General features: G+C 70.5%; 20 protein-coding genes and 1 tRNA gene. 18 read left to right on the top strand and 3 right to left on the bottom strand.

The features are described 5' to 3' along the window. On the bottom strand, nt 1–826 hold an 826-nt coding region (locus ABZ319_RS33650), incomplete at its 3' end, for an AMP-binding protein (protein ID WP_354990591.1). 297 nt (nt 827–1,123) lie between these two features. Between ABZ319_RS33650 and ABZ319_RS33655 the strand changes: the two genes are divergently transcribed. The 5 genes from ABZ319_RS33655 (at nt 1,124) to ABZ319_RS33675 (ending at nt 7,262) form a co-directional block, all read left to right on the top strand. Then, a complete protein-coding gene (locus tag ABZ319_RS33655) occupies nt 1,124–2,746 on the top strand; it encodes an ABC transporter substrate-binding protein (RefSeq protein WP_354990592.1) in 1,623 nt (540 codons plus the stop codon). A 76-nt stretch (nt 2,747–2,822) separates the two neighbouring features. Further along, nucleotides 2,823–3,749: an ABC transporter permease gene (locus ABZ319_RS33660; protein WP_354990593.1), complete on the top strand. Its 927-nt coding sequence runs from the start codon at nt 2,823–2,825 to the stop codon at nt 3,747–3,749. Between the two features lie 13 nt (nt 3,750–3,762). Next, nucleotides 3,763–4,725, top strand: coding sequence for an ABC transporter permease (locus ABZ319_RS33665; protein WP_354990594.1), 963 nt, complete (start codon nt 3,763–3,765; stop codon nt 4,723–4,725). Next, complete coding sequence (locus ABZ319_RS33670) at nt 4,722–6,395, top strand: ABC transporter ATP-binding protein (RefSeq protein ID WP_354990595.1); 1,674 nt, start codon at nt 4,722–4,724, stop codon at nt 6,393–6,395. Before ABZ319_RS33665 ends, ABZ319_RS33670 begins: the two co-directional genes overlap by 4 nt. A 111-nt stretch (nt 6,396–6,506) precedes the next feature. Then, nucleotides 6,507–7,262: an oxidoreductase gene (locus tag ABZ319_RS33675; RefSeq protein WP_354990596.1), complete on the top strand. Its 756-nt coding sequence runs from the start codon at nt 6,507–6,509 to the stop codon at nt 7,260–7,262. Between the two features lie 573 nt (nt 7,263–7,835). On the opposite strand, the gene ABZ319_RS33680 is transcribed toward ABZ319_RS33675, so the two are convergent. Beyond that, nucleotides 7,836–8,636 (bottom strand): HAD-IB family hydrolase, encoded by an 801-nt coding sequence (locus ABZ319_RS33680; protein ID WP_354990597.1) that lies wholly within the window; start codon nt 8,634–8,636, stop codon nt 7,836–7,838. 363 nt (nt 8,637–8,999) lie between these two features. On the opposite strand from ABZ319_RS33680, the gene ssd reads away from it, so the two are divergent. The 8 genes from ssd to ABZ319_RS33720 all read left to right on the top strand — a co-directional run bounded on the left by ssd (nt 9,000) and on the right by ABZ319_RS33720 (nt 16,628). Next, complete coding sequence (gene ssd / locus ABZ319_RS33685) at nt 9,000–10,178, top strand: septum site-determining protein Ssd (RefSeq protein WP_354990598.1); 1,179 nt, start codon at nt 9,000–9,002, stop codon at nt 10,176–10,178. Next, nucleotides 10,178–11,392, top strand: coding sequence for a hypothetical protein (locus tag ABZ319_RS33690; RefSeq protein WP_354990599.1), 1,215 nt, complete (start codon nt 10,178–10,180; stop codon nt 11,390–11,392). Before ssd ends, ABZ319_RS33690 begins: the two co-directional genes overlap by 1 nt. Beyond that, nucleotides 11,389–12,573, top strand: coding sequence for a TadA family conjugal transfer-associated ATPase (locus tag ABZ319_RS33695; RefSeq protein WP_354990600.1), 1,185 nt, complete (start codon nt 11,389–11,391; stop codon nt 12,571–12,573). Before ABZ319_RS33690 ends, ABZ319_RS33695 begins: the two co-directional genes overlap by 4 nt. A 1,742-nt stretch (nt 12,574–14,315) precedes the next feature. After that, the gene (locus tag ABZ319_RS33700) at nt 14,316–14,963 is read left to right on the top strand and encodes a type II secretion system F family protein (protein WP_354990601.1); all 648 of its coding nucleotides are present in this window, start codon (nt 14,316–14,318) and stop codon (nt 14,961–14,963) included. Beyond that, complete coding sequence (locus tag ABZ319_RS33705; protein WP_354990602.1) at nt 14,960–15,610, top strand: type II secretion system F family protein; 651 nt, start codon at nt 14,960–14,962, stop codon at nt 15,608–15,610. Before ABZ319_RS33700 ends, ABZ319_RS33705 begins: the two co-directional genes overlap by 4 nt. 54 nt (nt 15,611–15,664) lie before the next feature. Beyond that, a complete protein-coding gene (locus tag ABZ319_RS33710) occupies nt 15,665–15,880 on the top strand; it encodes a DUF4244 domain-containing protein (RefSeq protein ID WP_354990603.1) in 216 nt (71 codons plus the stop codon). A gap of 17 nt (nt 15,881–15,897) precedes the next feature. Continuing rightward, nucleotides 15,898–16,215 carry a TadE family type IV pilus minor pilin gene (locus tag ABZ319_RS33715; protein ID WP_354990604.1) on the top strand — a complete coding sequence of 106 codons (318 nt, stop codon included), beginning with the start codon at nt 15,898–15,900 and terminating at the stop codon, nt 16,213–16,215. 80 nt (nt 16,216–16,295) lie between these two features. Continuing rightward, nucleotides 16,296–16,628 (top strand): Rv3654c family TadE-like protein, encoded by a 333-nt coding sequence (locus ABZ319_RS33720; protein WP_354990605.1) that lies wholly within the window; start codon nt 16,296–16,298, stop codon nt 16,626–16,628. A gap of 364 nt (nt 16,629–16,992) precedes the next feature. On the opposite strand, the gene ABZ319_RS33725 is transcribed toward ABZ319_RS33720, so the two are convergent. Further along, nucleotides 16,993–19,362: a DEAD/DEAH box helicase gene (locus ABZ319_RS33725; RefSeq protein WP_354990608.1), complete on the bottom strand. Its 2,370-nt coding sequence runs from the start codon at nt 19,360–19,362 to the stop codon at nt 16,993–16,995. A gap of 463 nt (nt 19,363–19,825) precedes the next feature. On the opposite strand from ABZ319_RS33725, the gene ABZ319_RS33730 reads away from it, so the two are divergent. The 5 genes from ABZ319_RS33730 (at nt 19,826) to ABZ319_RS33750 (ending at nt 25,275) form a co-directional block, all read left to right on the top strand. Next, nucleotides 19,826–20,029: a cold-shock protein gene (locus ABZ319_RS33730; protein ID WP_029925108.1), complete on the top strand. Its 204-nt coding sequence runs from the start codon at nt 19,826–19,828 to the stop codon at nt 20,027–20,029. Nucleotides 20,030–20,298: 269 nt separating this feature from the next. Next, a complete protein-coding gene (topA, locus tag ABZ319_RS33735) occupies nt 20,299–23,250 on the top strand; it encodes a type I DNA topoisomerase (protein WP_354990609.1) in 2,952 nt (983 codons plus the stop codon). Between the two features lie 106 nt (nt 23,251–23,356). Next, on the top strand, nt 23,357–23,863 hold the full coding sequence (locus ABZ319_RS33740) for a DinB family protein (RefSeq protein ID WP_354990606.1): 507 nt from the start codon (nt 23,357–23,359) through the stop codon (nt 23,861–23,863). A 56-nt stretch (nt 23,864–23,919) separates the two neighbouring features. After that, nucleotides 23,920–25,137: a DNA polymerase III subunit delta' gene (locus tag ABZ319_RS33745; RefSeq protein ID WP_354990607.1), complete on the top strand. Its 1,218-nt coding sequence runs from the start codon at nt 23,920–23,922 to the stop codon at nt 25,135–25,137. Between the two features lie 62 nt (nt 25,138–25,199). Continuing rightward, nucleotides 25,200–25,275, top strand: a tRNA-Thr gene (locus tag ABZ319_RS33750). Nucleotides 25,276–25,304 lie beyond the last annotated feature (29 nt).

The raw sequence follows: 25,304 nt of genomic DNA on the forward strand, positions 1-25,304 counted from the left end.
CCGAGGTGTGCAGGATGCCCTTGGGCTTACCGGTCGTGCCGGAGGTGTACAGGATGAACAGCGGGTGCTCGGCATCGAACGCCTGCGCCTCGTGCTCGGGCGACGCGTGTGCGACGGTCTCGTCCCACCACAGATCCCGGCCCTGCGTCCACGGCGTCTCGATCCCGGTGCGCCGCACCACGAGTACGTGCTCGACGGTCGAATCACCCTCGGCCAGAGCCTCATCCACGGCTTCCTTCAACGGCGCGGCCTTACCGCGCCGCCACTGCCCGTCGGTGGTGATGACCAGTCGCGCGGCGGCGTCGTCGACCCGCTGGCGCAACGCGCCGGGGGAGAAGCCCGCGAAGACGACCGAATGCGTCAGACCCAGCCGCGCGCACGCCAGCATGGACACGATGGCCTCGGGGACCATGGGCATGTAGATGGCGACCCGGTCACCGGCGGTCAGACCCAGCTCGGTGAGGTAGTTGGCGGCCCGCGACACCTCGGCCAGCAGATCCGCGTAGGTGATGTCGCGCGAATCGCCGGGCTCGCCCTCCCAGTGGATGGCGACCTGCTCGCCGTGCCCGTCCAGCACGTGCCGGTCCACACAGTTGTAGGCGACGTTCAGCTTGCCGCCGACGAACCACTTGGCGAAGGGCGCGTCGTCCCAGTCCAGGACCCGCGTCCACGGCTCGGCCCAGTGCAGACGGCCGGCCTGTTCGGCCCAGAAGCCCTCGCGATCCGCGGCGGCCCGCTCGTAGAGCGCGCCGTCGGCGTTGGCCGCGGCGGCGAACTCGGCACTCGGCGGATAGACGTCCGGGTGATCGGCGGTGGTTTCGGTCATCTCGTCTCTTCTTCCCTCGCGTGCCCTGCTGTGCAGGAAATACTTGCCCCGGGGTGACCGCGGCCACGTTCGACAGTATCGGAGTGTGACGTGCGCCGGGACCGCCGATCCCCTCCGATCCCACTCGCCGGAAGGTGAGGACATTCACTCCCGGCGGGCGCGCCGAGCCGGGGTTTTCGGCCAGGGCGGCCCGGTCTCCTGCGGAGTGCGCCGCCGCGGGCTAGGGTCTGCACCTAGCTTTGCTGGGTTCTCATGCACGAATCATGAACGCGGATTTCATGAACGAACGGGGCGCTCGTGGACCTGAGGTATTCGGCGGCCCGCCAGGCCGCGGTGGTACTGGTCGCGGTACTCGCGCTGCTCGCGATCGCCCTGTCCGGCGGCGCGGTCGCACCGGTCTACGGCGACACCATCGCCGTCAACGGCTCCGAACCGCAGAACTCGCTGATCCCGTCGAACACGAACGAGAACGGCGGCGGGCGGATCGTGGACCGGCTCTTCGCGGGCCTGCGCTACATCGACAATCGCGGCGTCCTGCACGACGAGGTCGCCGAGCGCATCGAGACCACCGATCAGCAGCACTTCGTCATCCGACTGCACGACGGATGGACCTTCAGCGACGGATCCCGGGTCACGGCACGGTCTTTCGTGGACGCCTGGAACTACGGCGCGCTCGTCACCAACGCCCAGCTGCAGAGCTACACCTACGGGCCCATCGTGGGCTTCGCCGACGTGCAGGCGGATCCGCCACGCGCGCAGACCATGTCGGGTCTGAAGATCATCGACGACCTCACCTTCACGGTCGATCTGATCGCGCCCACCATCGACTTCCGCACCCGGCTGGCCTACGCACCGTTCTATCCGCTGCCCGCGAGCGCCTACGCGGACATGAAGGCGTTCGGGCAGCACCCCGTCGGCAACGGCCCCTACCGGTTCGCCGCCGCGGACGCCTGGCAACACGACGTCCAGCTCACCCTGGTGCCCAACGAGAGCTACCGGGGCGGCCGCCCGCCGCGCAACGAGGGCCTGACCTTCGTGTTCTACTCCAACTTCGACGCCGCCTACTCCGATCTGCTGGCCGATAATCTGGATCTGCTCGACACCATCCCGGACAGCGCCATCGCGGTGTACCGGAAGGATCTGGGCGACCGGGCCATCGAGGGACCGACCGCGCAGGCGCAGTGGATCGGCATGCAGGGCAACCTCCCGCACTTCACCGGTGAGGAGGGCCGCCTGCGCCGCCAGGCCATCTCCATGGCCATCGACCGGGCGCAGATCGGCGAGAAGATCTTCCGGGGCACGCGAATTCCCGCGCGCGACTTCACCTCCCGGGCCCTGCCGGGCTTCGACCCGGACCTGCCCAACTCGGCGAACCTGGACTACAACCCCGACCAGGCCCGCCGCCTCTGGGCCCGCGCCGACGAGATCGCGCCCTGGGGCGGGCGATTCGAGATCGCGTACAACGCCGACGGCGGCCACCAGTCCTGGATCGACGCCATGGCCAACAGCATTCGCAACACCCTGGGCATCGACGCGGTCGGCGCCGCGTACCCGACCTTCAAACAGCTGCGCGATCAGGTGGTGGCCCGCACCGTCGGCAAGGCGTTCCGATTCGGCTGGCAGGGCGACTACCCCACCATGCTGCAGTTCCTCGAACCCAGCTTCCTGTCCACCTCCGAGAGCAACGACATCGACTACCGGAACCCCGAGTTCGACCGGCTCATAGCGGCCGCCGAAGCCGCCGCCACCGAACCCGAATCCTGGCGGCTCGCCGGGCAGGCGCAGTCGCTGCTGCTGCGGGACCTGCCCGCCATCCCGGTCTTCGACTACATCAACTCCGCCGGGTACTCCAAACGGCTCACCGGGGCGACCATGGCGTGGAACGGACTGCCCGACTACGAGAACCTCGAACTGCGATGACCGGCGGGGGAGTTGCCGGGGCAGTGGACTCACCCGGCGCCGAGAACGGTTGTGCCGCACCGAGGAAAGGAAACGCGTGGCCTGGTACATAGTGCGGCGGCTGCTGCAGATGATCCCCGTCTTCTTCGGCGCGACCCTGCTCGTCTACTACCTGATCTGGAAGGTCAGCGGCGGTTCGGTGACCGCGCTGGCCGGACAGCGCACCCTCACCCCCGCCCTGGAAGCGCAGCTGCGCGAGCAATACGGGCTCGATCGGGGCTTCTGGCAGCAGTACGCGCACTATCTGAAGGGCATCTTCACCCTCGACCTCGGCACCTCGTATTCCGGTCGGCCGGTGAAAGACGTCCTGGCGCACGCCTTCCCGATCACGTTCCGGCTCGCGCTGCTCGCGGTGTTCTTCGAGGCCGTGTTCGGCATCGTGTTCGGCGTGATCGCCGGGCTGCGCCGCGGCGGGTGGTTCGACTCCACCATGCTGGTGGTCAGCCTCGTCGTCATCGCCATGCCGATCTTCGTGGTCGGCTTCCTCGCCCAGTTCCTGTTCGGCGTGAAATGGCATATCGCGCCGGTCACCGTGGGCTCGGATGTGAGCCTGCCCCGGCTGATCGTGCCCGCGCTGGTGCTGGGCTCGCTCTCGTTCGCCTACGTGCTGCGCCTGACCCGCAACGCGGTCGCCGAGAACAAGGACGCCGACTTCGTGCGCACCGCGACCGCCAAGGGGCTGGGCCGGCGGCAGGTCGTCGTCGGGCACATCCTGCGAAACTCGCTCATCCCCGTGGTCACCTTCCTGGGCGCGGACCTGGGCGCGCTCATGGGCGGGGCCATCGTCACCGAGGGCATCTTCAACATCCCCGGCGTCGGCGGCACCCTCTACCAGGCCGTCGTGCGCGGGGAAGCGCCCACCGTGGTCTCCTTCGTGACCGCGCTGATCATCGTCTTCCTGCTCACCAACCTGATCGTGGACCTGCTCTACGCCGCCCTCGACCCGCGGATTCGCTATGCCTGAACAGGAGCCCCCGATGTTCGAGAAGACCGCGGCGGCGGGCGAACCCCGGCCCGGGCAGGAACGCTGGGTCGCGCCGCCCGAGGACGTCGAGGTGGTCGCCACCGACCGGGTCGACACCGCGGCCGGCGCGCCCGCGGGATTCTGGGGAACGGCCTGGCGGTCGCTGCGCAGGCGGCCGCTGTTCCTGGTGGCCGCCGGCCTGATCCTGCTGGTCCTGCTCATCGCGGTCTTCCCCGGACTGTTCACCGGCCAGGACCCGCGCTACTGCGTCGTCGACTTCAGCCTCGCCCCGCCCTCGCGCGACCACTGGTTCGGCTACGACCTGCAGGGCTGCGACATCTACGCCCGCACGATCTACGGCGCCCGCGCCTCGGTGCTCACCGGCATCGGGGCCACCGCTGTGTTCCTCGGCATCGGCGGCACGCTCGGCGCGCTCGCGGGATTCTATGGGGGACCGCTGGATTCGATCATCTCCCGCATCGCGGAGATCGTATACGCCGTGCCGCTCATGCTCGCCGCCATCGTCATCATGCAGCTGGCCGAACAGCGCACCATCTGGATGGTCATCGCCATCCTGGCCGCCTTCACCTGGCCGCAGGTGGCCCGCATCGCCCGCGGCTCGGTCCTGGCCGCCAAGGGCAACGACTACGTGCAGGCCGCGACCGCGCTCGGGGTCGGCCGTTTCCGCGTGCTGCTGCGGCACGTGATCCCCAACGCGCTCGGGCCGGTCATCGTGGTCACCACCATCTGGCTGGGCGTCTTCATCGTCACCGAGGCCACGCTGTCGTTCCTGGGCGTGGGCCTGCCGCCCACCGAGGTCTCCTGGGGCGCGGACATCGCCGCCGGGCAGCGGCAGCTGCGCGCGGGCTCGCTCATCCTGTTCTATCCGGCCACCGCGCTCGCGCTGACCGTGCTCGGCTTCATCATGCTCGGCGACGCCCTGCGCGACGCGCTCGACCCGAAGGAGCGCCGATGACCGCCCCGCTGCTCGAAATACGGGACCTGCACATCTGTTTCGGCGAAGGCGACCGGCGGGTCGAGGCGGTGCGCGGGGTGAATCTGACGGTGTACCCCGGGCAGACCGTGGCCATCGTCGGCGAGTCCGGATCCGGGAAATCCACCACCGCGCACGCGATCATCGGACTGCTGCCCGGGGCCGGGCGAGTCGAATCGGGCAGCATCGTGTTCGACGGGCAGGAGCTGACCGCGGCCTCCGAGCGGCAGCTGGTCGCGGTGCGCGGCAACGGCATCGGATTCGTGCCGCAGGACCCCATGTCCAACCTCGACCCGGTGTGGAAGATCGGTTTCCAGATCGGGGAGGCGCTGGTCGCCAACGGCGTCGCGCACGGTCGCGCCGCCCGGCAGCGCGCCATCGAACTGCTGGCCGAAGCCGGGATTCCGGACGCCGAACGCCGCATCGACCAGTATCCGCACGAGTTCTCCGGCGGGATGCGCCAGCGCGCGCTCATCGCGATCGGGTTGTCCGCGCGCCCCAAACTCCTCATCGCGGACGAGCCCACCTCCGCGCTGGACGTCACCGTGCAGCGGCAGATCCTGGACCACATCGGCGGGCTCACCCGCGAATTGGGAACCGCGGTCCTGCTCATCACCCACGACCTGGGACTGGCCGCCGAGCGGGCCGAGCACCTGGTGGTCATGTATCGCGGGCGGGTGGTGGAATCCGGTCCGGCCCTGGAGATCCTGCGCGATCCGCGGCACGAGTACACGCGCAGGCTGGTCGAGGCCGCGCCGTCGCTGGCCGTCCAGCGGGTGTCGGCGGTCCGCGAGCGCGCCGCCGTTCGCGAACTCGCCGTGGACGTCGCCGACGCGGTGACCGACGGGGAGGTGCCCGCGGACATCCTGGTGGCCGACCGGCTCACCAAGCGCTACCGCGTGCGCGGTTCGGTGCCCTGGAAGCACACCGAACACGCTGCGGCACAGGATGTCTCCTTCCGGGTCCGGCGCGGCACCACCACGGCGCTCGTCGGCGAATCCGGCTCCGGCAAGACCACCGTCGCCCAGCTGACGCTGGGGCTGCTCGAACCCACGTCCGGCACGGTCACTTTCGACGGCGTCGACCTGAAACGGCAGCTCGCCGAGAACTCGCGCGCCTTCCGCCGCCGTGTCCAGCCGGTCTTCCAGAACCCCTACGGCTCCCTGGATCCCACCTACTCCATCCACCGCACCATCGAGGAGCCGCTGCGCACCCACAAGATCGGGGACCGGGGTACCCGCATCGCCCGCGTGCGCGAACTTCTCGAACTGGTCGCCCTGCCGTCGAGCGTCGCCGACCGCTACCCGGGCGAGCTGTCCGGCGGCCAGCGCCAGCGCGTGGCCATCGCCCGCGCCCTCGCCCTCGAACCCGACCTGGTCATCTGCGACGAAGCCGTCTCTGCGCTCGACGTCCTGGTCCAGGCCCAGATCCTGAACCTGCTCAACGAACTCCAGGCCGAGCTGGGCCTGTCCTACCTGTTCATCACCCACGACCTGGCCGTGGTCCGCCAGATCGCCGACGACGTAGTGGTGATGCAGCAGGGCCGGGTCGTCGAATCCGCCCCCACCGCAGCCGTTTTCGACAATCCCACTTCCGAGTACACCCGCCGCCTCCTCGAGGCGATCCCCGGGCGCGACCTGCCGGTGGGCTGATAGGCCTCAATCCGGTCGTGCAGGGCGGCCGGCCCGCGTGCGGGCCGGGGGTCCGCGGGGCGGCGGAGGCGGGGGCAGGTCACAGTGCGGGCGGCAGTAGCCTCGTCTTTCGTGACCGATCCGCTGCAGCCCCTCGTCGATCTGCCCGGTGTGCTCGAGGCCGCCGACAAGGCCCGGGACGCGCTGGCCTTCGTGCATCGGCACCAGGCGAACCGGCGCGGCTGGCCGACCACCGCCGCCGAGGCCGCGGTGCGCGCCGCCCGGTCCTCGGCCGCCATCGAGGGCGGCACCATCGAGCTGCCCGCCGACGGCAATGTCGAGGACCCCATCCTCGCGGGCGCGCTGCGGGTGGGCCAGGCACTGGACGGCGAGCCGCTGCAGTCGCTGGTCCGGGTGTGGGAACGCGCGCCGCTGCAGGCCCTGGCCCGGCTGCATCTGCTGGCCGCCGCCGACATGGTGCAGGACAAGCAGACCCTGGGCCGGCCCCGCGATGTGCGCGGCGTGGCCGAACGACTCGATCAGCTGGTGCAGACCATCCAGGTCACCAAGGCGCCCGCGCCGGTGATCGCCGCCGTCGTGCACGGCGAACTGCTGTCCCTGCGGCCCTTCGGCGACGGCGACGGCATCGTCGCGCGGGCCGCGTCCCGGCTCGTCGCGGTGTCCACCGGCCTTGACCCGCACAGCCTCGGCGTGCCCGAAGTGTTCTGGTTGCGGCGTCGCCAGGCGTACCTGGACGCGGCCGCCGGCTTCGGCATGGGCACCGCGGACGGGGTGGGTGGCTGGGTGATCTTCGTCTGCGGCGCGCTCGAAGACGGTGCGCGCGAAGCCAAATCGATCGCCGACTCGGCCATCGCCGCGAAATCGTGATCCCCGGGGTCAGCCGGGTTGACGCTTAGCCACGCGGCAGCGGGAGCGCGGAATCGCGCGAATGCGGGTGTGCGCCAGGGGTATGAGTGGCGCGCAAGTGATGTGGGGCGGTGTGCGTGAGCGCGGGGCAGAGGGGCACGCGGGCTCGGAGCGGGTGGCTGCGCACATCGAAGTGGGTGGGTCCACGTATTCGGACGAGCGGGTGCGCACATCGAAGCGGGCGGCGTAGTCGCGATTGCGACCTCACCGCCCGCTAGCACGGAGCGCCTGGTTACCAAGCGTGCTGTTCGGGTTGTGTTCCGGCCTCGGCGAGCTCTCCGGGCTCCGATGTGGCTCATCCCCGCCGGTGCGAGGCCGTTGCCACAGGAACCGCGGATAACGCAGGCCCACAACTACTCGTGCCCTTGTCGCGGCGTGCTCCGCGTGGGTGCCTGGTGTCCGTGCTGGGAAGGGTGGGATGGGAGTCCGGACCTTCTCTTCCGATCCGACCTTGGCCTTCCGTCCTTCCGTGCGTCCATTGTTACTCTGTGACGGCCCTCACATCAAGCCCTCGGGGCACATTCGACCCGCCGGTCAGCGCCGTCCGCGCAGCAGTCGATAGGTCAGCGCGCCGGCCGCGACCGCGCTCAGGCCCACCGCCACGCTGGCCGCGACCGTCGTGGTGGACGGCTGCGGAATGCGCGCCCACAGCGACACCGGGTTGGAGAAGGTGAGGATCGGCCAGCCGCGCGCGACGGCCTCGCGGCGCAATCCGCGATCCGGATTCACCGCGGTGGCGTGCCCGACCGCGCTCAGCATCGGGACGTCGGTCACCGAATCCGAGTAGGCGTAGCTGCGCGACAGGTCGTATCCGTATGCGGCGGAAAGGCTTTCGATGGCCTCCACCTTGCCCTCGCCGTAGCAGTAGAACTCGACTTCGCCTGTGTACCTGTTGTTTTCGACCACCATGCGGGTGGCCGCGTAGTGATCGGCGCCCAGCGCGGCGGCGATCGGCGCCACCACCTCCGCGCCCGAGGCCGAGACGATGATCACGTCGTGGCCTCGAATGTGGTGGTCGGCAATGAGATCCGCCGCTTCGGCGTAGATGAGCGGATCCACGATGTCGTGCAGGGTCTCGGCCACCACCGCGCGCACCTGGTCCACATCCCAGCCGGCGCACATGCGCTGCAGGTTCTCGCGCATGCGTTCCATCTGATCGTGGTCCGCGCCCGAGAGCAGGAACAGGAAGTGCGCGTAGCTGCTCTCCAGCACCGCGCGCCTGCTGAGCAGGCCCTGATCCATCAGCGGCTTGCTGAACACGAAGGCGCTCGACCTGGCGATCACCGTCTTGTCGAGGTCGAAGAAGGCGGCGACTCGTCCGCGTTCGGCTGTCACGGGGTCCACAATAGGTTTCCCGGGTGACGAGCCGGTGCGGCGACCCGGTCCACGCCGCGTTTGCCGGAGTTTGCCAGTCGAAAGCCGGGCCGTGACGGCGGGAAAAAGACTCGCCCGCCGGACTTGCAAACGGGACGGGGCTTGGGTGTAGTATCGCAGATACCTGGACTTGTTCCAGGTAGCGTTCAGCCCGACCCCCCGGGGCTGAACCCGACGGCCCCAGCCTCCTCCCCCCCCGGCTGGGGCCGTCCTCTATTTCCGGACAGGTCGTTCCGGCTCGGATTTTGTCCACAGGCCGCGTGTTATCCACATTCCGGGTTTCGGCACTTTCGGCGACGTGCTCGCCGAGCGACGCTGACCTGCATGAACTCTCGAACCGCTGTTCCGCCCCGGGCCCTGGCGCTCGTCTCCGGCGCTCGCCTGCGGGACGAGGTGCGCCGCATCGCGGCCGCGGCCGATCACCCGCTCGACGAACCCGGCGGACCGCCGGCCCGGCACGCCTGGAGCGCCGCCTCGGTCATCGTGCTGGACGCGGCGGCCGCGCGTAGCTGCACGGCCGCCGGCTGCCCCCGCCGACCCGGAATTCTCCTGGTGAGCGCCGATGAGCCGGGTTTGCCGGAATGGCAGGCGGCCACCGAAGTCGGTGCCGAACAGGTCCTCTCGCTACCGCGGGCGGCGGACGCGCTCATCGCCGCGTTCGCGGCACACGACGCGCGTGGTCCGGGGGACGGTGCGGTCATCGCGGTCGCCGGAGCCTGCGGCGGCGCGGGCGCGTCCACCCTGGCGGCGGCGGTCGCACTGGCAGCCGCCGTGCGGCAGCATGGCCGCACCCTGCTGGTGGATGCCGCGCCCTTCGGCGGCGGGCTGGATCTGCTGCTCGGGCTGGAGCGAACCCCCGGCCTCCGCTGGCCCGATCTGGTGATCGAGAACGGCCGGGTGTCGGCCGCCGCGCTGCACGAGGCGCTACCGGGCGCCGCGGGCGCGGCCGTGCTCTCGTGCGGAAGAGCAACGCCCGCAGTCGAACTCGCGCCCGCCGCCGTGCGCGCGGTGGTGGAAGCCGGGCGCGCCGCGGGCGATCTCGTGGTCTGCGATCTCTCCACCGAGCGCGGCCCGCACGCCGACCACATCCTCGACACGGCCGATCTGGTGATCCTGCTCGTCCCGGCCCGCTTGCGCGCCACCGCGGCCGCCGAAGCCGTCGGCGCACATCTCACCGCGCGAAATCCCCAGGTGTCCTTGGTGGTTCGCGGTCCCGCACCCGGCGGGCTCCGCGCCGGCGAGATGGCGCGGGCACTGGAACTGCCGCTCCTGGTGGCGGTTCCACCGCAACCCGGGTTGGCGGGCCGCCTGGAATCCACGGGTCTCACGCTGCGCCGCCGCGGGCCGCTGCGCCTGGCCGCCGAATCAGTGCTCGCTGCGCTCGAGCGCCCCGACCGCCGCGCCCGTACGCCCGCGGTTCCGAGTGCGCGCGCGGATCCGGCCGCGCGAACGCCCGTGCGCCCCGACGCAAGCGATGCCCTCCACCAGACAGGAGCTCACTGATGCAGCGCCCTTCCCGTTCCACCCGCCGCGCCCGGCACGCCGCGGTCACCACCACCCCCGCGTGGTGGAACAGCATCGCCGAACGCCCGGAACTCCGCGACCGTTCCCGGCGCCGCTTTCCCGGAGACCTCCCGGCTCCGCCGCGTCCCGCGGTTCCCGGCCCCGTTCCGGCGGCCGCGGCCGACGAGCTGTCGAACTGGATACGAGAGTCCGGCCCGCCGCCCCAGCCGAGTGTCCTGGAGCTGCACCACCCCCGGGAACTCCCGCCGACATCGTTCGCCCGGGTCGTCGCGCTGAGCCGCGCGTTGCGGCGGGCCGTCATCGGTCTGCTGCGGTCGCTCGGGGTCGGACGGCGGCAGCACAGCATCCTCGGGGCGTTGCGCTCCATCGCCCCGGACACCCCGGGATGCGCTGCCATGCACCGGGTTCCGGCCATCGGTGCGGGGGAGCTGACGTGGAACGGCGCACCGGCGGTGGGTCTCGCGGTGGTCCGGGAGTGGGTGCACGCCGCGGTGCGTTGGCTGCGATCATCGGCGGGGCGGGTACAGGCAGCCGAGTGGCGATCGTGTCCGGCGCAGGATCGTCGGCTGATGTTCAGAGCCGCAACGGTATTGGGTCTGTCCGGCATCGCCGCGCGGACGAAGTGCGCCGTGCGGCGGCTGCCATCGCCGGATGCCCGGCAGTTGACAGGAGCTGCGGCGGCATTGGGCCTCGCCTGTGTGGCGGCCCGTGCACACCGCGGCGCTCGGGGGCCGGTGACGTCGTCGGCGCGGGCGACGACCTGGGCGGGATCGCGCAGGTCGATGCCGACGGTGGAGCGGCGCACGGTGTGCGCGGCGCTGTCGCCCTCGGTGGATGTCGATCGGTTGATGCGAAGAGCCGCAGTGGTAGTGGGGATGGCCGGTGTGGCGGCGTGGGTGCACCGCGGCGTTCGGGTGCTGCCCACGTTGGATGCCCGGCAGCTGATGCGCGGAGTCGCGGCGGCAGTGTGCCCGGCCGGTGTGGCGGCGTGGGTGCACGGTGCCCTGTCGCGGCTGCGGTCGGTGGATGTCTGGGCCCTGAAGTGGCGAGCCGCGGAGGCGGTGCTCTTCGGCTGGGCGAGCATGCGGGAGCGCTGTGCTGCCCGGTGGGCACGGTTCATCGGCTCGGGCGCACGGCGACGAGGCGCGACGCGATCCCCGGCGCGGCACGGCGACGCGGGGGAGCGGGGGTGAGCGGGCTGGTGACGGCGGAGCTGCTGGATCGGGTGCGGGAGCGGCTCGCGGACGGTGTGGGGGATCCCGGGCCGGCGCGGGTGGCGGCCGCCATTCGAGCGGAAGCCGGTGGCGTGCTGGGTGATACGGATCTGCTGGGTGCGCTGCGGTTGTTGCAGACCGAGCTCACCGGCGCGGGCGCGCTCGAACCGCTGCTGCACGATCCGGAGGTGTCCGACGTGCTCGTCACCGCGCCGGACGCGGTGTGGGTGGATCGCGGTCACGGCCTGCGCCGCGCGTCCGTCCGGTTCGCCGACGAGGCGGCCGTGCGCAGATTGGCGCAGCGGCTCGCGCTGGCCGCGGGCCGGCGGCTGGACGACGCCCAGCCCTGGGTCGACGGCCGGCTCGCCGGAATGGAAGCCGCACTGGGCAATTCCTTCGGCGTCCGCCTGCACGCGGTCCTGTCGCCCATCGCGCACGGCGGCACCTGCCTGTCCCTGCGGGTGCTGCGCCCCGCGTCCCAGGGCCTGAGCGCGCTGGCCGCCGCGGGTGCGGTGCCTGCCGAGGCGAAAGCGCTGCTGCGGCGCATCATTCGGGCTCGGCTGGCGTTCCTGGTCATCGGTGGGACGGGTGCGGGAAAAACCACGCTGCTGTCGGCGCTGCTGGCCGAGGTCGATCCCGCCGAACGCATCATCTGCGTGGAGGACGCCGCCGAACTGGCCCCGCCGCATCCGCACGTGGTCCGGCTCGTCGCGCGCCCGCCGAACGTCGAGGCCGCGGGCGAGGTGACGGTGCGCGACCTGGTCCGCCAGGCCCTGCGCATGCGTCCCGACCGGATAGTCGTCGGCGAGGTGCGCGGCGCGGAGGTCGTCGATCTGCTCACCGCCCTGAACACCGGACATGACGGCGGTGCGGGCACCGTGCACGCGAACTCGCCCCGCGAGGTCCCCGCGCGCTTGGAAGCCCTTGCCGCCCTGGGCGGTATGTCCCGGGCGGCGCTGCACAGTCAGCTGTCCGCCGCCATCCAGGTGGTCCTGCACGTCCACCGCCACCCCGGCGGCGCGCGCACCCTCCGCGAAATCGGCCTGATCACCCCCGCCGACGGCCGGGTCCACATCGTTCCCGCCTGGACCACCGACGCCCGCCCCACCCCGGCCGCCGCCGCCCTGACCGCCCTCCTCGATGAAAGGACCGCCGGATGACCACCCCCGACCCCGATTCGACCCACCCCACCCGAGACCAGCGCTGCACCAAGCACTTCCAATGGCGCCGCACCCAGCCCCCGGGGCTACCCCCGGCCCCCCACCTCGACTGCGACACCCCCATCCCCTACCTCCCCACGAATCGTCACCCCCCGCCCCTCGAACCCCGCCCTGCCGGCCAAGCACGCCGTCAGCGGCCCACCGGTCATCACCCTCGCCCCGGCGAGATCGAATTGTGCGTCGGGGAAGTCGAGTTCGGGCAGCAGACCGGGCCGGCCCCCGAGCATCTCCGATCTCCCCGTCTCGAGCCCGCCGCCCCCGCGGCACAGCATCGCTTCGATCCCGGCGCGGAAGGCGAGTCGGCACCCGGGCGGCACACCGACTCCAGCGCCCCACGACACGGTCCCCGCGACCCCGGGCCGCGAGATCGCATCGAGTCCGACAGGAAGATCCGCCGCACACGGGGCGAGCGCGACGGTGTCGACTCCGACGAGCCGGGTCACGGTGGCTACACGCCAAATCCTCCGGTCGCAGCGCAGGGTTGCGAAAACCACGATGCCGCAAACCAACTCGCCGATGCCCCCGCGGGTGGCTCGGTCTCCGCCCCGGACGACCCGCCGGCCGCGACCCGCGATCCGGCCGTCTCCCCGCCGAACCCCCGTCGATCTCTCCCGCTACGCCCCCGGCACCGCGACACCTGCGATGCCCCGGACCACTTCCCCTGCCGAAAGCCCCGACCCGATCGGGAATCCGGACCATGACTCCGCCCGCCCTCGGCCCCGGGGCCGTTCGCCTCGCACGACTTCGGTCCTGGGTGAGCCCGTGGTGGCCCCGCGATGTGGTCCGGCTTCGCCGGCTCGACGATCGAAGACGGGTGTGTGCCTCCAAGCCGGCGAGACCGGCGCGGGACGGGCGAGACGTGAAGGCACCGAGACCGACCGGGCTGGGCGCATGGAACCCCGTCGCCGCGCCTGCGCGGACGAACGGTGCCGGATCCCCGTACCGCTGGCAAGCCGGTACCTAGTCCGCGTGCCGCCTCGGTGTCACGCGGCCCGACCGGGATCGATTTCGATCGACCTCCTACACCCACGTCATTCGCCACTACGGGTCTCGCAGGGAGCCGGCTGCGACAGTCGCCTGGTCTCGGAGGGGCACCGGCTGCCGCGGTCCGCGGGGCAGCCCTTCCACGCTCCGCTCCGCGAACAACGACACGGCGTTCGGTCGCCGAATCCAGGCATCCCTATGGCGACTCCCATCGGGCGGCCTTCCAGCCCCGCACCGCCCCCGGCACCGATCCGGGTGGAAGTGCCGCGTGGATCGACGCGCGGCATCGATCGAGCGGCACGAGATGGGTGTGCAGGACGAGCGAGGCCAGAGGGCGCTAGAGGTCAGTGGCGCGAGAGGTCGGTAGATGCGTGGGGTCGGTGGGTGCGTGGGGTCGGAGGTTTCGGTTCGCGCATGGCCTTCATGCCGGTCGCGGCCCGACGAAGCAGCGGGTGTGGATTCGAGGTCCGTGGTCATGGGTGCTCGGAGTCGTCTCACCGGCGGCTCGGTTGGGGGTGGTGGTTGTGGGGTGGTTGGTTTCGGAGGTTGGGGAGTGGGGGTTGGCCGTGGGGTGTGTGGGGCTGGCGCTGGTGGTGCTGCCGGGGCCGGGTGGGCGGCGGCGGTTCGGGGGCGTGTTCGGGGGGAGCGGGGGTGGGCGAAAAGGGGTGCGGGGCGGGTGGATTCGAGGGGGGTGGGGAGTGGGGGTGGTGGTGCTGCTCGCGGTGGGGCCGGGGGCATTCGTGGCCGGGGCGCTGGTGGCGGGGACCTTGGGGGTGCGGATGCGGCGGAAGCGGGGGGAGATGCGGCGGGAGCGGGAGCGGGGGAAAGTGCTGGAGGGGCTGGAGACGGTGATCGGGGAGTTGCGGATCGGGGCGCACCCGAGCGCGGCGGTGGAGGTCGCGGCGCAGGAAATCGACGGGGTGGTGGGGCGGGTGTTCGGGGTCAGCGCGGCGCGGAGCCGGCTCGGCGGGTCCGGGGCGGAGGGATTTCGGCGGGCGGAGAGCGCGGTGCCCGCGGAGCTGGCACGGATCGCGGCGGCCTGGGAGGTGGCGGACCGGCACGGGCTGGCGCTGGCCGAGCTGCTGGGCGCGACCCGGCTCGATCTGGTGGGGCGCGGGCGATTTCGCGATCGGACGCGGGCGGCGCTGGCCGGGGCGCGGGCGACCGCGGGAGTGCTGGCGCTGCTGCCGGTGCTCGGAATCGGGTTGGGGCAGTTGATGGGAGCGGCTCCACTGAGCGTGCTGTTCGGGACCGCGGCGGGGAGTTGGCTGTTGCCACTGGGCGCCGGGCTCACCTGTGCCGGACTGCTCTGGACCGATGCCATCACCGAGCGGGTGTTGCGATGAACGCGTTCACGCCGGCGCTGCTGTGCGCCGCTCTCGCGCTGGTGACCGTGCCGGGTCACCTGGTCCCGGCACAGCGGCTGCGTGCCTTGCGGATTCGCGCCGATCGCAATGCCGCGGAGCCCGGACGACGAAGTGGGATGCGGATGCTCGCCGGCGAGCGCTCCGCCCGTCCGGCGAAGTCCGCGCCGGTCGACCCGCTCGAAATAGCGGGCGCGCTGGACCTTTTCGCGGCCTGCCTCACCGCCGGGCTGCCCGCCGCTGCCGCCGCCGGGGCGGTCGCTCCCACCGCGCCCGAACCGCTGGGTTCGGTCCTGCGCCGTGCCGCGGATCTGCTGGCGCTGGGCGCGGATCCGGTCACCGCGTGGGAACAGGCCACGGCCGGCTGCCCCGACGAATCGGTGGGCGCGCTGGCCCGCATGGCCCGCCGGTCCGCGCGCTCGGGCGCCGGATTGGCCACGGCGGTGACCGAATTGGCGCAGCGGCGGCGCGCGGCGGCCGAGGACGCGGCCGCCGCGCGCGCCGAACGAGCGGGCGTCCTCATCGGCGGCCCGCTCGGCCTGTGCTTCCTGCCCGCCTTCGTCTGCCTGGGCATCGTGCCGGTGGTGATCGGCCTGGCGGGCCGTGTCCTGGGCGGCGGCCTGCTGTGAACACCGACTGTGCCGGCGCGGAACCGCCGCGCCGGAACGAGGAAGGGGAGAACCATGCGAGCTGCGACACGGAACCTCGGCTGGGAACTGCGCCACCGGCTGCTGCGCCTCGCCGTCGCCGAGGACGGCATGAGCACGGCCGAATACGCCATCGGGACGATCGCCGCGGCGGCCTTCGGGGCCGTGCTCTACGGCGTCGTGACCGGGGACAGCATCGTGAACGCGCTGACCGAGATCATCGACAAGGCACTGAAGACCTCGGTCGGCTGAGCACCGGCGAGCACGGCATGGCCACGGTGGAGGCCGCGTTGGCGCTGACCGCCCTGGTCGCGGTGGTCGTGCTGTGCGCGGGCGCCCTGCTGGCGGCCGCCGCGCAGGTGCGCTGTGTCGACGCCGCGCGGGAAGCCGCCCGGCTCACCGCCCGCGGCGACACCGAGCGGGCCGTTCCCGTCGCCCGCGGGGTCGCGCCCCCGGGCGCGGAGGTCACCGTCCGGGTGGACGGTGACCTGGTGATCGCGATGGTGAGCGCCCGCTCACCACTGCTCCCGATCACGGTGCGCGCCGAAGCGGTCGCCGCCCGCGAACCGGGGGAGGTGGACGAATGACCGGTGTGGCGGGCGCGCGGTGCCGGACGCGGGCTCGGTGGCCGGCATCCCGGCCCGCGCACCGCTCCGAGGCGGGCGGTGTGACCGTCGCCGCATGTGTGTCCTTGCTCGCTCTGCTCGCCCTCACGCTGCTGATGGCGCAGGTGGGAGTGGCGATCGCGGGCCGGCACCACGCGCAGTCGGCGGCCGACCTGGCAGCACTGGCGGCCGCGTCGGAATTGAGCGCGGGGACCCCGGCGGCCTGTGCCCGGGCCGCGGACATCACGCGGCGGATGAACGTGCGGTTGTCGGCCTGCACGGCGGCCGAGTGGGATGTGACCATCGTGGTCGAAGCGCGAATGGCGCTCGGCCCACTCGGAACCCGCGAAGTTCGCGCGCAAGCGCGCGCCGGACCCGTCGCCGATAGGGAGTAGCGGACGCCAATGTCGACTATCTCGTACTGAGCGGTTGGTTAGGAATTGCATGGCGCGGACCACACTGCGTGTCGGTGTATGTCGAAATTAGATGAAAGTGGTAGGCGAATAGCGCGGGCGCCGATCGCATTGCAATTCGTTCCGGAAGTCGGATTGGAAAGAATGCACAGGTAAATGCGTGATCGACATTATCGAACGGAGCAATCGCTCAGTTAACAGGATCACATCCCTTTTTATTCGGCTACGGCCCCCGGCGTGCCCGGTCCGGCCCCCGGGGCTCGCATTGCCGCCCGATACCGCCCAGCTCCCGGGCTCGGACCGATCGGTCGGATGATGCTCCGGCCTCGCTCCGGAGACGGTCCGATCACGGTTGGGTGGTCGGACCGTCACCTGCGGCCAGCTCGGCCAGCACCGCGGTCAGCAGCCGTGCCGCGCCCGCCTTGTCCAGCGGATTGTTGCCGTTTCCGCACTTCGGGGACTGGACGCAGGACGGGCAGCCCTGCGCGCACCCGCAGGACGAGATGGCCGCGAGGGTCGCCGACAGCCAGTCCCGCAGTCGCGCGAACCCGCGCTCGGCGAAGCCGGCGCCGCCCGGATGCCCGTCGTAGACGAAAACCGTCGGCAGTCCGGTGTCGGCGTGCTCGGCGGTGGACACCCCGCCGATGTCCCACCTGTCGCAGGTCGCCACCAGCGGCAGCATCCCGATCGCCGCGTGCTCGGCCGCGTGCAGCGCACCCCCGGCCTGCCGGGGATCGATACCGGCTCTGACCAGCAGTTCCGGTGTCACGGTGTACAGCACGGCCCGGGTCGGCAGCGTCTGCGCGGGCAGTTCCAGCGGGATCATGTCCAGCACCTCGCCCGAGGGCAGCCGCCGCAGATACCCGATGACCTGCCTGGTCACGAACACCTTCGCGAACGCGGTCGTGACCGGCCCGTACTCGTGTTCGGCGGTGATCTCCTCGATGTCGATGGTGGTCACCGCCCGGGCGCTGGTGGTCCAGCCCGGCGTCTCGGCGCGCACCAGGGCCACGCCTTCCTCCAGGTCCAGCTCATCGACCACGAAACTCTCGCCCTGATGCAGGTGGACGGCGCCTTCGTGCAGGGTGGCGGGCGCCCGGCCGGCATCGGTGGTGCCCAGCATGCGCCCGGTCTCCACGTCGACGACCGCGATGCCCGCGCCGATGCCGCCGCGCACGTCCACCTCGTCGTGCGGCACGGAGTCCGCGGTGGTGAACCAGCGTGCGGTGCCCTCTTTTCCGGTCCCCGGCCTGCGCCGGATCAAACCCCGCGCGGCCAGGTCGGACAGCAGATCCCAGGCCCGGAAGTGGTGTACCTCGGCATCGGTGAGCGGCTGTTCCAGTGCCGCGCACAGCAGATGCGGGCCGAGTACGTACGGATTGTGCGGGTCGGTGATGGTCGCCTCGACCGGCCGTCCGAGCAGTGCCTGCGGATGATGCACGAGGTAGGTGTCCAGCGGATCGTCCCGCGCGATGAGCAGCACCAGCGACCCCTGCGTCCGCCGCCCGGCGCGCCCGGCCTGCTGCCAGAACGAGGCCACCGTCCCGGGGTAGCCGGCGACGACGACCGCGTCGAGCCCGGCGATGTCGACGCCCAGTTCGAGGGCGTTGGTGGTGGCGGCGCCCAGCAAAGACCCCTCTGACAGGGCGTTTTCCAGCGCTCGCCGGTCTTCGGCCAGGTACCCCGCGCGGTAGGCCGCGACACGCCCGGGAAGTTCGGCATTTATATCCGCCAAAATGCGTCTCGTATCCATGGCGATGGACTCCGCACCGACCCGCGAGCGCACGAAGGTGAGCGTCCGCGCGCCCTCTGCCACCAGATCGGCCATCACCCGGGCCGCCTCGGAACCGGCCGAACGTCGGACGGCCGCACCGTTTTCCCCGGTCACGCCGCCGCCGATGAGCGGCGGCTCCCACAGCGCGACCGTCCGCGAGCCCTGCGGCGACCCGTCCTCGGTCACCGCGACGCAGGGTGCGCCGATGAGCCGCGAGGCCGTATCGGCCGGTTCGGCGGTGGTCGCCGAGCACAGCACGAACACCGGATTCGCCCCGTAGCGGGCGGCCAGCCGCCGCAGTCTGCGCAGGACCAGCGCCACGTGTGAACCGAAGACGCCCCGGTAGGTGTGGCATTCGTCGACCACGACGTAGGTGAGCTGCCGGAGCAGCCTGGCCCAGCGTGCATGTGAGCGCAGCATGCCGATGTGCAGCATGTCCGGATTGGTGAAGACCCAGCGGGCGTTGGACCGCACCCACTGCCGGATCTCCAGCGGGGTATCACCGTCATAGGGCGCGGGATGAATGCCCCGGAGTGGATTCTCGCAGGTCAGGTCATTGACCATGCGGAGCTGATCGGCGCCGAGCGCTTTGGTCGGCGCTATATATAGGGCGGTCGCGCGCGGATCGGCCAGCAGCGCCGTCAGCACCGGTAGCTGATAGGCCAGCGACTTCCCGGAGGCGGTGCCGGTGGAGACCACCACGTGCCGGCCCTGAAAGGCCAGGTCAGCGGCTTCCGCCTGATGCGACCAGGGTGCTTCGACCCCGGCGGCGCGCACCGCGGCAACCACCTCGGGCGAGGCCCATTCGGGCCAATTCGTGACCTGAGCCGCACGTGAGGGCAGTTCCGCGACATGAGTGAGACGTGGGTCGCCGGCACCCGCCCCGGTTAGGACACGATTCAGCAACGATCGCCCATAGCTCGGGTCGCTGGAATTGCCCATCGCGCCCGCCGGATCCGTCGGATTCATCCCCGGGACGTCCCGGAGCGCACCTCGGGTGCGAAAGGTGCGTACGTCCCGGGCGCTACCTGCCATTTCACTACCGAGTAGCGGCTTGGCTCGCAGGCGGTTTGCCGGATGCTCGCTCTGTTATCCGGAAGCAAACCTACTTCAAGTACGGATTTGGGCATTATGCCCCTCACCTGCGCATTCGCAAGATCAACTTTTTTGCAAATTGTGGGTAACTCAGCTGTTGAATTGAGCGAAGACATGGTTCACTGGTTCCTGGTCGCAAGCTTCTGTGTTCGAGGGAACGGATCCAAAGTCCAAACCATCAAGCAGGATCGATGTTGCGAACGGTGTACTGATGGCTTTCCTGCAGGGGGAACAGAGTACAGCGGTCTCAACGGACCCGGTGGACGAACCTACTTGTCTACCGTTCCGGTATGGAAAGAGAAGGAACAGAATGGCACAGGGAACTGTGAAGTGGTTCAACGCGGAGAAGGGGTTCGGCTTCATCGCGCCCGAGGACGGCTCCGCTGACGTCTTCGTCCACTACTCCGAGATCCAGGGGTCGGGCTTCCGCACCCTCGAGGAGAACCAGAAGGTCGAGTTCGAGGTCGGGCAGGGCACCAAGGGCCCGCAGGCCACCGGTGTTCGCGCGCTCTGATTAGAGCTCTAGACCACAGGTACTCCGTCCCCCATCGCCTCCAGGCGGTGGGGGACGACCCATATCCGGACCCATTACACTCGATCACAACCCGGGGCCACATCGTCGCTGCGACCAAGGCGCGGCATCTGAACAGGGTATAAACGTTGCTGGCAGCGATATAAGTAGTCGCAGCCGTTTGCCCCAGCCGCTTACGGCGCGCACACCTAGCGCCGCGCGGATCTACAGGAAAGGTGTGTTCGCCGGTGGCAACACGAGACCGCGGTGCAGTGCCGAACTCCAAGGCAGCGCCCGACCAGGGCCGCCCCCTGCGTCGTCTCGTCATCGTCGAGTCACCGACGAAGGCCCGCAAGATCGCGCCCTACCTGGGTCGCGACTACGTGGTCGAGGCCTCGGTCGGTCACATCCGGGACCTGCCGCGTGGTGCGGCGGACGTGCCCGCCAAATACAAGGGCATGCAGTGGGCCCGGCTCGGTGTCGACGTCGACAACGACTTCGAGGCCATCTATGTCGTGAGCCCCGATAAGAAGGCCAAGGTCGCGGAGCTCAAGAGCCTGCTGGCCGACGCCGACGAGCTCTACCTCGCCACCGACCCCGACCGCGAGGGCGAGGCCATCGCGTGGCATCTGCTCGAAACACTGAAGCCGAAGGTCCCGGTCCGGCGCATGGTGTTCCACGAGATCACCGAACCGGCCATTCTGGCCGCGGCCGCCGACACGCGCGACCTCGATCAAGATTTGGTGGACGCGCAGGAGACCAGACGCATCCTCGATCGGCTCTATGGCTACGAAGTCTCGCCGGTGCTGTGGAAGAAGGTCATGCCGCGGTTGTCGGCGGGCCGCGTGCAGTCGGTGGCGACCCGCGTCATCGTGCAGCGCGAGCGCGAGCGCATGGCGTTCCGCTCCGCCGAGTACTGGGACATCGCGGCCAAGCTCGACGCCGGCGATCAGGGCGAGAGCAATCCGCGCGTCTTCGGCGCCCGCCTGGTCAGCGTCAACGGCGCCCGGGTGGCCAGCGGCCGTGACTTCGGTTCCGACGGACAGCTCAAATCCTCCGCGACCAGCGCGAATCCCGGTGTGGTCGTCCTCGACGCCGCGTACGCGCAGGCGCTGGCCGGGTCGCTGCACGGGGTGGACCTCGCGGTCACCTCGGTCGAATCCAAGCCGTACACCCGTAAGCCGTACGCGCCCTTCATGACCTCGACGTTGCAGCAGGAGGCCGCGCGCAAGCTGCGCTTCACCTCCGAGCGCACGATGCGGGTCGCGCAGCGGCTGTACGAAAACGGCTACATCACCTACATGCGAACCGACTCCACGACGCTGTCGGAGTCCGCGATCCAGGCCGCCCGGGCGCAGGCCACCCAGCTGTACGGCGCGGAGTACGTGAGCCCGACGCCGCGCCAGTACACGCGCAAGGTCAAGAACGCGCAGGAGGCACACGAGGCGATTCGCCCCTCGGGTGATGTGTTCATGACCCCGGGGCAGGTGCACGCCCGCGTCGACAACGACGAATTCCGGCTGTACGAACTCATTTGGCAGCGCACCGTGGCCTCGCAGATGCAGGACGCGCGCGGCACCACGCTGACCGTGCGGGTCACCGGTACCGCGAATTCCGGTGAGGAGTGCGTGTTCTCGGCTTCGGGCCGGACCATCACCTTCGCCGGTTTCCTCAAGGCGTACGTGGAGAGTGTCGACGAGGAGGCGGGCGGCCAGTCCGACGACGCCGAATCGCGCCTGCCGGTGCTGACCGAGGGCCAGGGTGTGACGGCGGTCGAGCTCGCGCCGGACGGGCACACCACCAATCCGCCGCCGAGATTCACCGAAGCCTCGCTGATCAAGACGCTGGAAGAGCTCGGCATCGGCCGTCCTTCCACCTACTCCTCGATCATCAAGACGATTCTCGATCGCGGGTACGTGTACAAGCGCGGCAGCGCGCTGGTGCCGTCCTGGGTCGCGTTCGCGGTGATCGGCCTGCTGGAGGCGCACTTCGGCCGGCTGGTGGACTTCGACTTCACCGCGGCCATGGAAGACGACCTCGATGCCATCGCCGGTGGCCGCGAGCAGCGCGGAAACTGGTTGTCCAGCTTCTACTTCGGCGGCGATATCGGCGCGGAGGGTTCGGTCGCGCGCGAGGGCGGCCTGAAGAAGATGGTCGGCGAGCGGCTCGACGGCATCGATGCTCGCGAGGTCAACTCGATCAAGCTCTTCGCCGACGAGGAGGGCCGCGATGTCGTGGTCCGGGTCGGCAAGTTCGGTCCCTATCTCGAGCGGATCATCGTCAATCCCGATGACCCGGACGGGGATCCGATCTCGCAGCGCGCGAACCTGCCCGATGATCTGCCGCCGGACGAGCTGACCAACGAGGTCGCGGAGAAGCTGTTCTCCACGCCGCAGGAAGGTCGTTCGCTGGGTGTGGATCCGGCCAGCGGGCACGAAATCGTCGCCAAGGAAGGACGTTTCGGCCCGTACGTGACCGAGGTGCTGCCCGCGCCCGCCGAAGAGGTAGAGGTCAAGAAGGGCGCGAAGAAGCCCGAAGCGCCGAAGCCGCGTACCGGTTCGCTGTTCAAATCCATGAATTTGGAGAGCATTACGCTCGAGGACGCGCTCAAGCTGCTGTCGCTGCCGCGCGTGGTGGGTGTGGATCCGGCCTCGAACGAGGAGATCACCGCGCAGAACGGGCGTTACGGCCCGTACCTGAAGAAGGGCACCGATTCGCGGTCGCTGACCGGTGAGGATCAGATCTTCTCGGTCACCCTCGAGGAGGCGCTCAAGATCTACGCCGAGCCCAAGCGGCGCGGCGGTCAGGCCGCGACCGCGCCGCCGCTGCGCGAGCTGGGTGTGGATCCGGTGTCGGAGAAGCCGATGGTGATCAAGGACGGCCGGTTCGGCCCGTATGTCACCGACGGCGAGACCAACGCGAGTCTGCGCAAGGGCGACGAGGTCGAGTCCATCACCGACGCAAGGGCTTCGGAGCTGCTGGCGGATCGGCGGGCACGCGGCCCGGTGAAGAAGGCGGCCAAGAAGACCGCCGCGAAGAAGACGGCTGCGAAGAAGACCCCGGCCAAGAAGGCCGCCGCGAAGACGGCTGCCAAGGCGACCGCAACCAAGGCGACGGCCACCAAGGTGGTCAAGAAGGCGGCCGCGAAGAAGGTCGCCAAGAAGACGGCCGACGGCGCCACGACCAAGGCCGCGGCCGCCAAGAAGGCATCCGCTTCCCAGTAGTCCGCGATTCGGATCGCCCGCTCCGGCGGGCGATCATCACGGTGGAGTGCGCCGGGGGCCTGCCGTAGCGTGTAGGCCGATACGCACCCAGGGGAAGGATCAGCGGATGACCGTCGACAACGAGCGTGAGCAGTTGATCGCGTTTCTCGCCGAGGAGCGGGACCTTTTTCGGATCACCCTGCGCGGGTTGACCGAGGAGCAGGCCCGGCAGCGCAGCACGGTCAGCGAGCTCACCCTCGGCGGTCTGCTGCACCACATCAACAACTGTGAGCGGCACTGGACGACCATCCTGGTCGAGCGCGACGAGAACGCCGAAATCGATCTCGCCGCAATGGATTCCGAGTACAAGATGGGTGCGGACGAGACGGTCGCCGGACTGCTCGCCGAGTGGGAGGCGACCGCCGAGCACACCGCGAAGGTGATTCGCGAACTCCCGACCCTGGACGACACGGTGCCGCAGCCGATCGCGCCGTGGACCCCGGAGCCGGTGCGGCTGCCGGTGCGCTGGGTGCTGCTGCACATCCTGCGGGAGATCTCCCAGCACGCCGGGCACGCGGACATCATCCGCGAGGCGGTCGACGGGGCGAATTCGACGTATTCGCGCATGCCCTGACGCGCCGCACCCGGCGGGGAGCCGGGGTGTCGGGGGCCGACAGTAGGGTGTACGGCGTGGCAGGAGTCTTCGATCGGCTGGTGGGCCAGGACGCGGTCGAGTCCGATCTGTTGGTCGCGGCGGTGGCCGCGCGCGGTGGCGCTGGGGTTTCGTCCTCGGCGATGACGCATTCGTGGCTGTTCACCGGGCCGCCCGGGTCGGGCCGATCCGAGGCGGCGCTGTGTTTCGCGGCCGCCCTGCAGTGCACCGATCCGGATAACCCGGGGTGCGGTACCTGCCACGCCTGCACCACGACGATGGCCGGTACGCACGGTGATGTGCGGCGGGTGGTGCCCGAGGGTTTGAGCATCACGACCAAGGAGATGCGGTCGATCGTGCAGGTCGCCGCCCGCCGTCCCAGTACCGGGCGGTGGCAGGTGGTGGTGGTCGAGGACGCCGATCGCCTGACCGAGGGCGCGGGCAACGTGCTGCTCAAGGTTGTCGAGGAGCCGCCCGCGCGGACGGTGTTCCTGCTGTGCGCGCCGTCGGTGGATCCGGAGGACATCTCGGTCACGCTGCGTTCGCGGTGCCGGCACGTGCATCTGTCGACGCCGTCGGCCGACGCGATCGCGCGGGTGCTGCGTGAACGTGACGGGCTGCCCGCCGCTCAGGCGTCCTGGGCGGCGGCCGTCAGCGGTGGTCATGTCGCGCGAGCGCGCCGGCTGGCCACCGACGAGGATGCCCGGTCCCGGCGCAAGCGGGCGCTGGCCCTGGTCGCGGCGACCGCCCGGCCCGGGGTCGCCTATACCGCCGCCGACGAGCTGGTGAAGTCGGCCGATGACGAGGCCAAGCAGTTGACGGTCGGCCGCGACGAGCAGGAGCGCGAAGCCCTCGCGACCGCGCTCGGTGCGGGCGGCACCGGTAAGGGCGCGGCGTCGGCGACCCGCGGTTCGGTCGGTGTGCTCAAGGATTTGGAGAAGCGCCAGAAGTCCCGCGCGACCCGCACCGGCCGCGACGCCCTGGACCGCGCGCTCATCGATGTCGCGGGCCTGTACCGCGATGCCCTCGCGGTCCGGTTCGGCGCGGCGACCGCCGACTCGAAATCCGGTGTGACACTGACCCATCCGGATATGGCCGACCAGATCCGCGAGCTCGCGGGCGATGTCCGCCCCGAGGGCCTGCTGCGTTCGATCGAGGCGGTCCTGGATTGCCGCGAGGCCCTGGAGACGAACGTGAAGCCCCGCTTCGCGGTGGCGGCGATGGTCGCGACCCTGATAGCGGCCCGCTCCGCGTGACCGTGACCACCGATTTTCGCGATCCGCCCCCGAGACGATAGACTCGCACCGCCGGAAGGCACGCCGCCTTAGCTCAGTCGGTAGAGCGCTTCACTCGTAATGAAAAGGTCGGGGGTTCGATTCCCCCAGGCGGCTCCACGAAAAGGCCCCCGATACCTCGGTATCGG

The organism is Nocardia sp. NPDC005978 (assembly GCF_040614455.1).
Taxonomy (GTDB): Bacteria; Actinomycetota; Actinomycetes; order Mycobacteriales; family Mycobacteriaceae; genus Nocardia.

Coding starts and splice junctions, on each gene's coding strand:
- ABZ319_RS33710 (WP_354990603.1), top strand. CDS start 15,665: ATGCGAGCTGCGACACGGAACCTCGGCTGGGAACTGCGCCACCGGCTG.
- ABZ319_RS33690 (WP_354990599.1), top strand. CDS start 10,178: ATGCAGCGCCCTTCCCGTTCCACCCGCCGCGCCCGGCACGCCGCGGTC.
- ssd (WP_354990598.1), top strand. CDS start 9,000: ATGAACTCTCGAACCGCTGTTCCGCCCCGGGCCCTGGCGCTCGTCTCC.
- ABZ319_RS33715 (WP_354990604.1), top strand. CDS start 15,898: ATGGCCACGGTGGAGGCCGCGTTGGCGCTGACCGCCCTGGTCGCGGTG.
- ABZ319_RS33670 (WP_354990595.1), top strand. CDS start 4,722: ATGACCGCCCCGCTGCTCGAAATACGGGACCTGCACATCTGTTTCGGC.
- ABZ319_RS33725 (WP_354990608.1), bottom strand. CDS start 19,362: ATGGGCAATTCCAGCGACCCGAGCTATGGGCGATCGTTGCTGAATCGT.
- ABZ319_RS33740 (WP_354990606.1), top strand. CDS start 23,357: ATGACCGTCGACAACGAGCGTGAGCAGTTGATCGCGTTTCTCGCCGAG.
- ABZ319_RS33730 (WP_029925108.1), top strand. CDS start 19,826: ATGGCACAGGGAACTGTGAAGTGGTTCAACGCGGAGAAGGGGTTCGGC.
- ABZ319_RS33665 (WP_354990594.1), top strand. CDS start 3,763: ATGTTCGAGAAGACCGCGGCGGCGGGCGAACCCCGGCCCGGGCAGGAA.
- ABZ319_RS33705 (WP_354990602.1), top strand. CDS start 14,960: ATGAACGCGTTCACGCCGGCGCTGCTGTGCGCCGCTCTCGCGCTGGTG.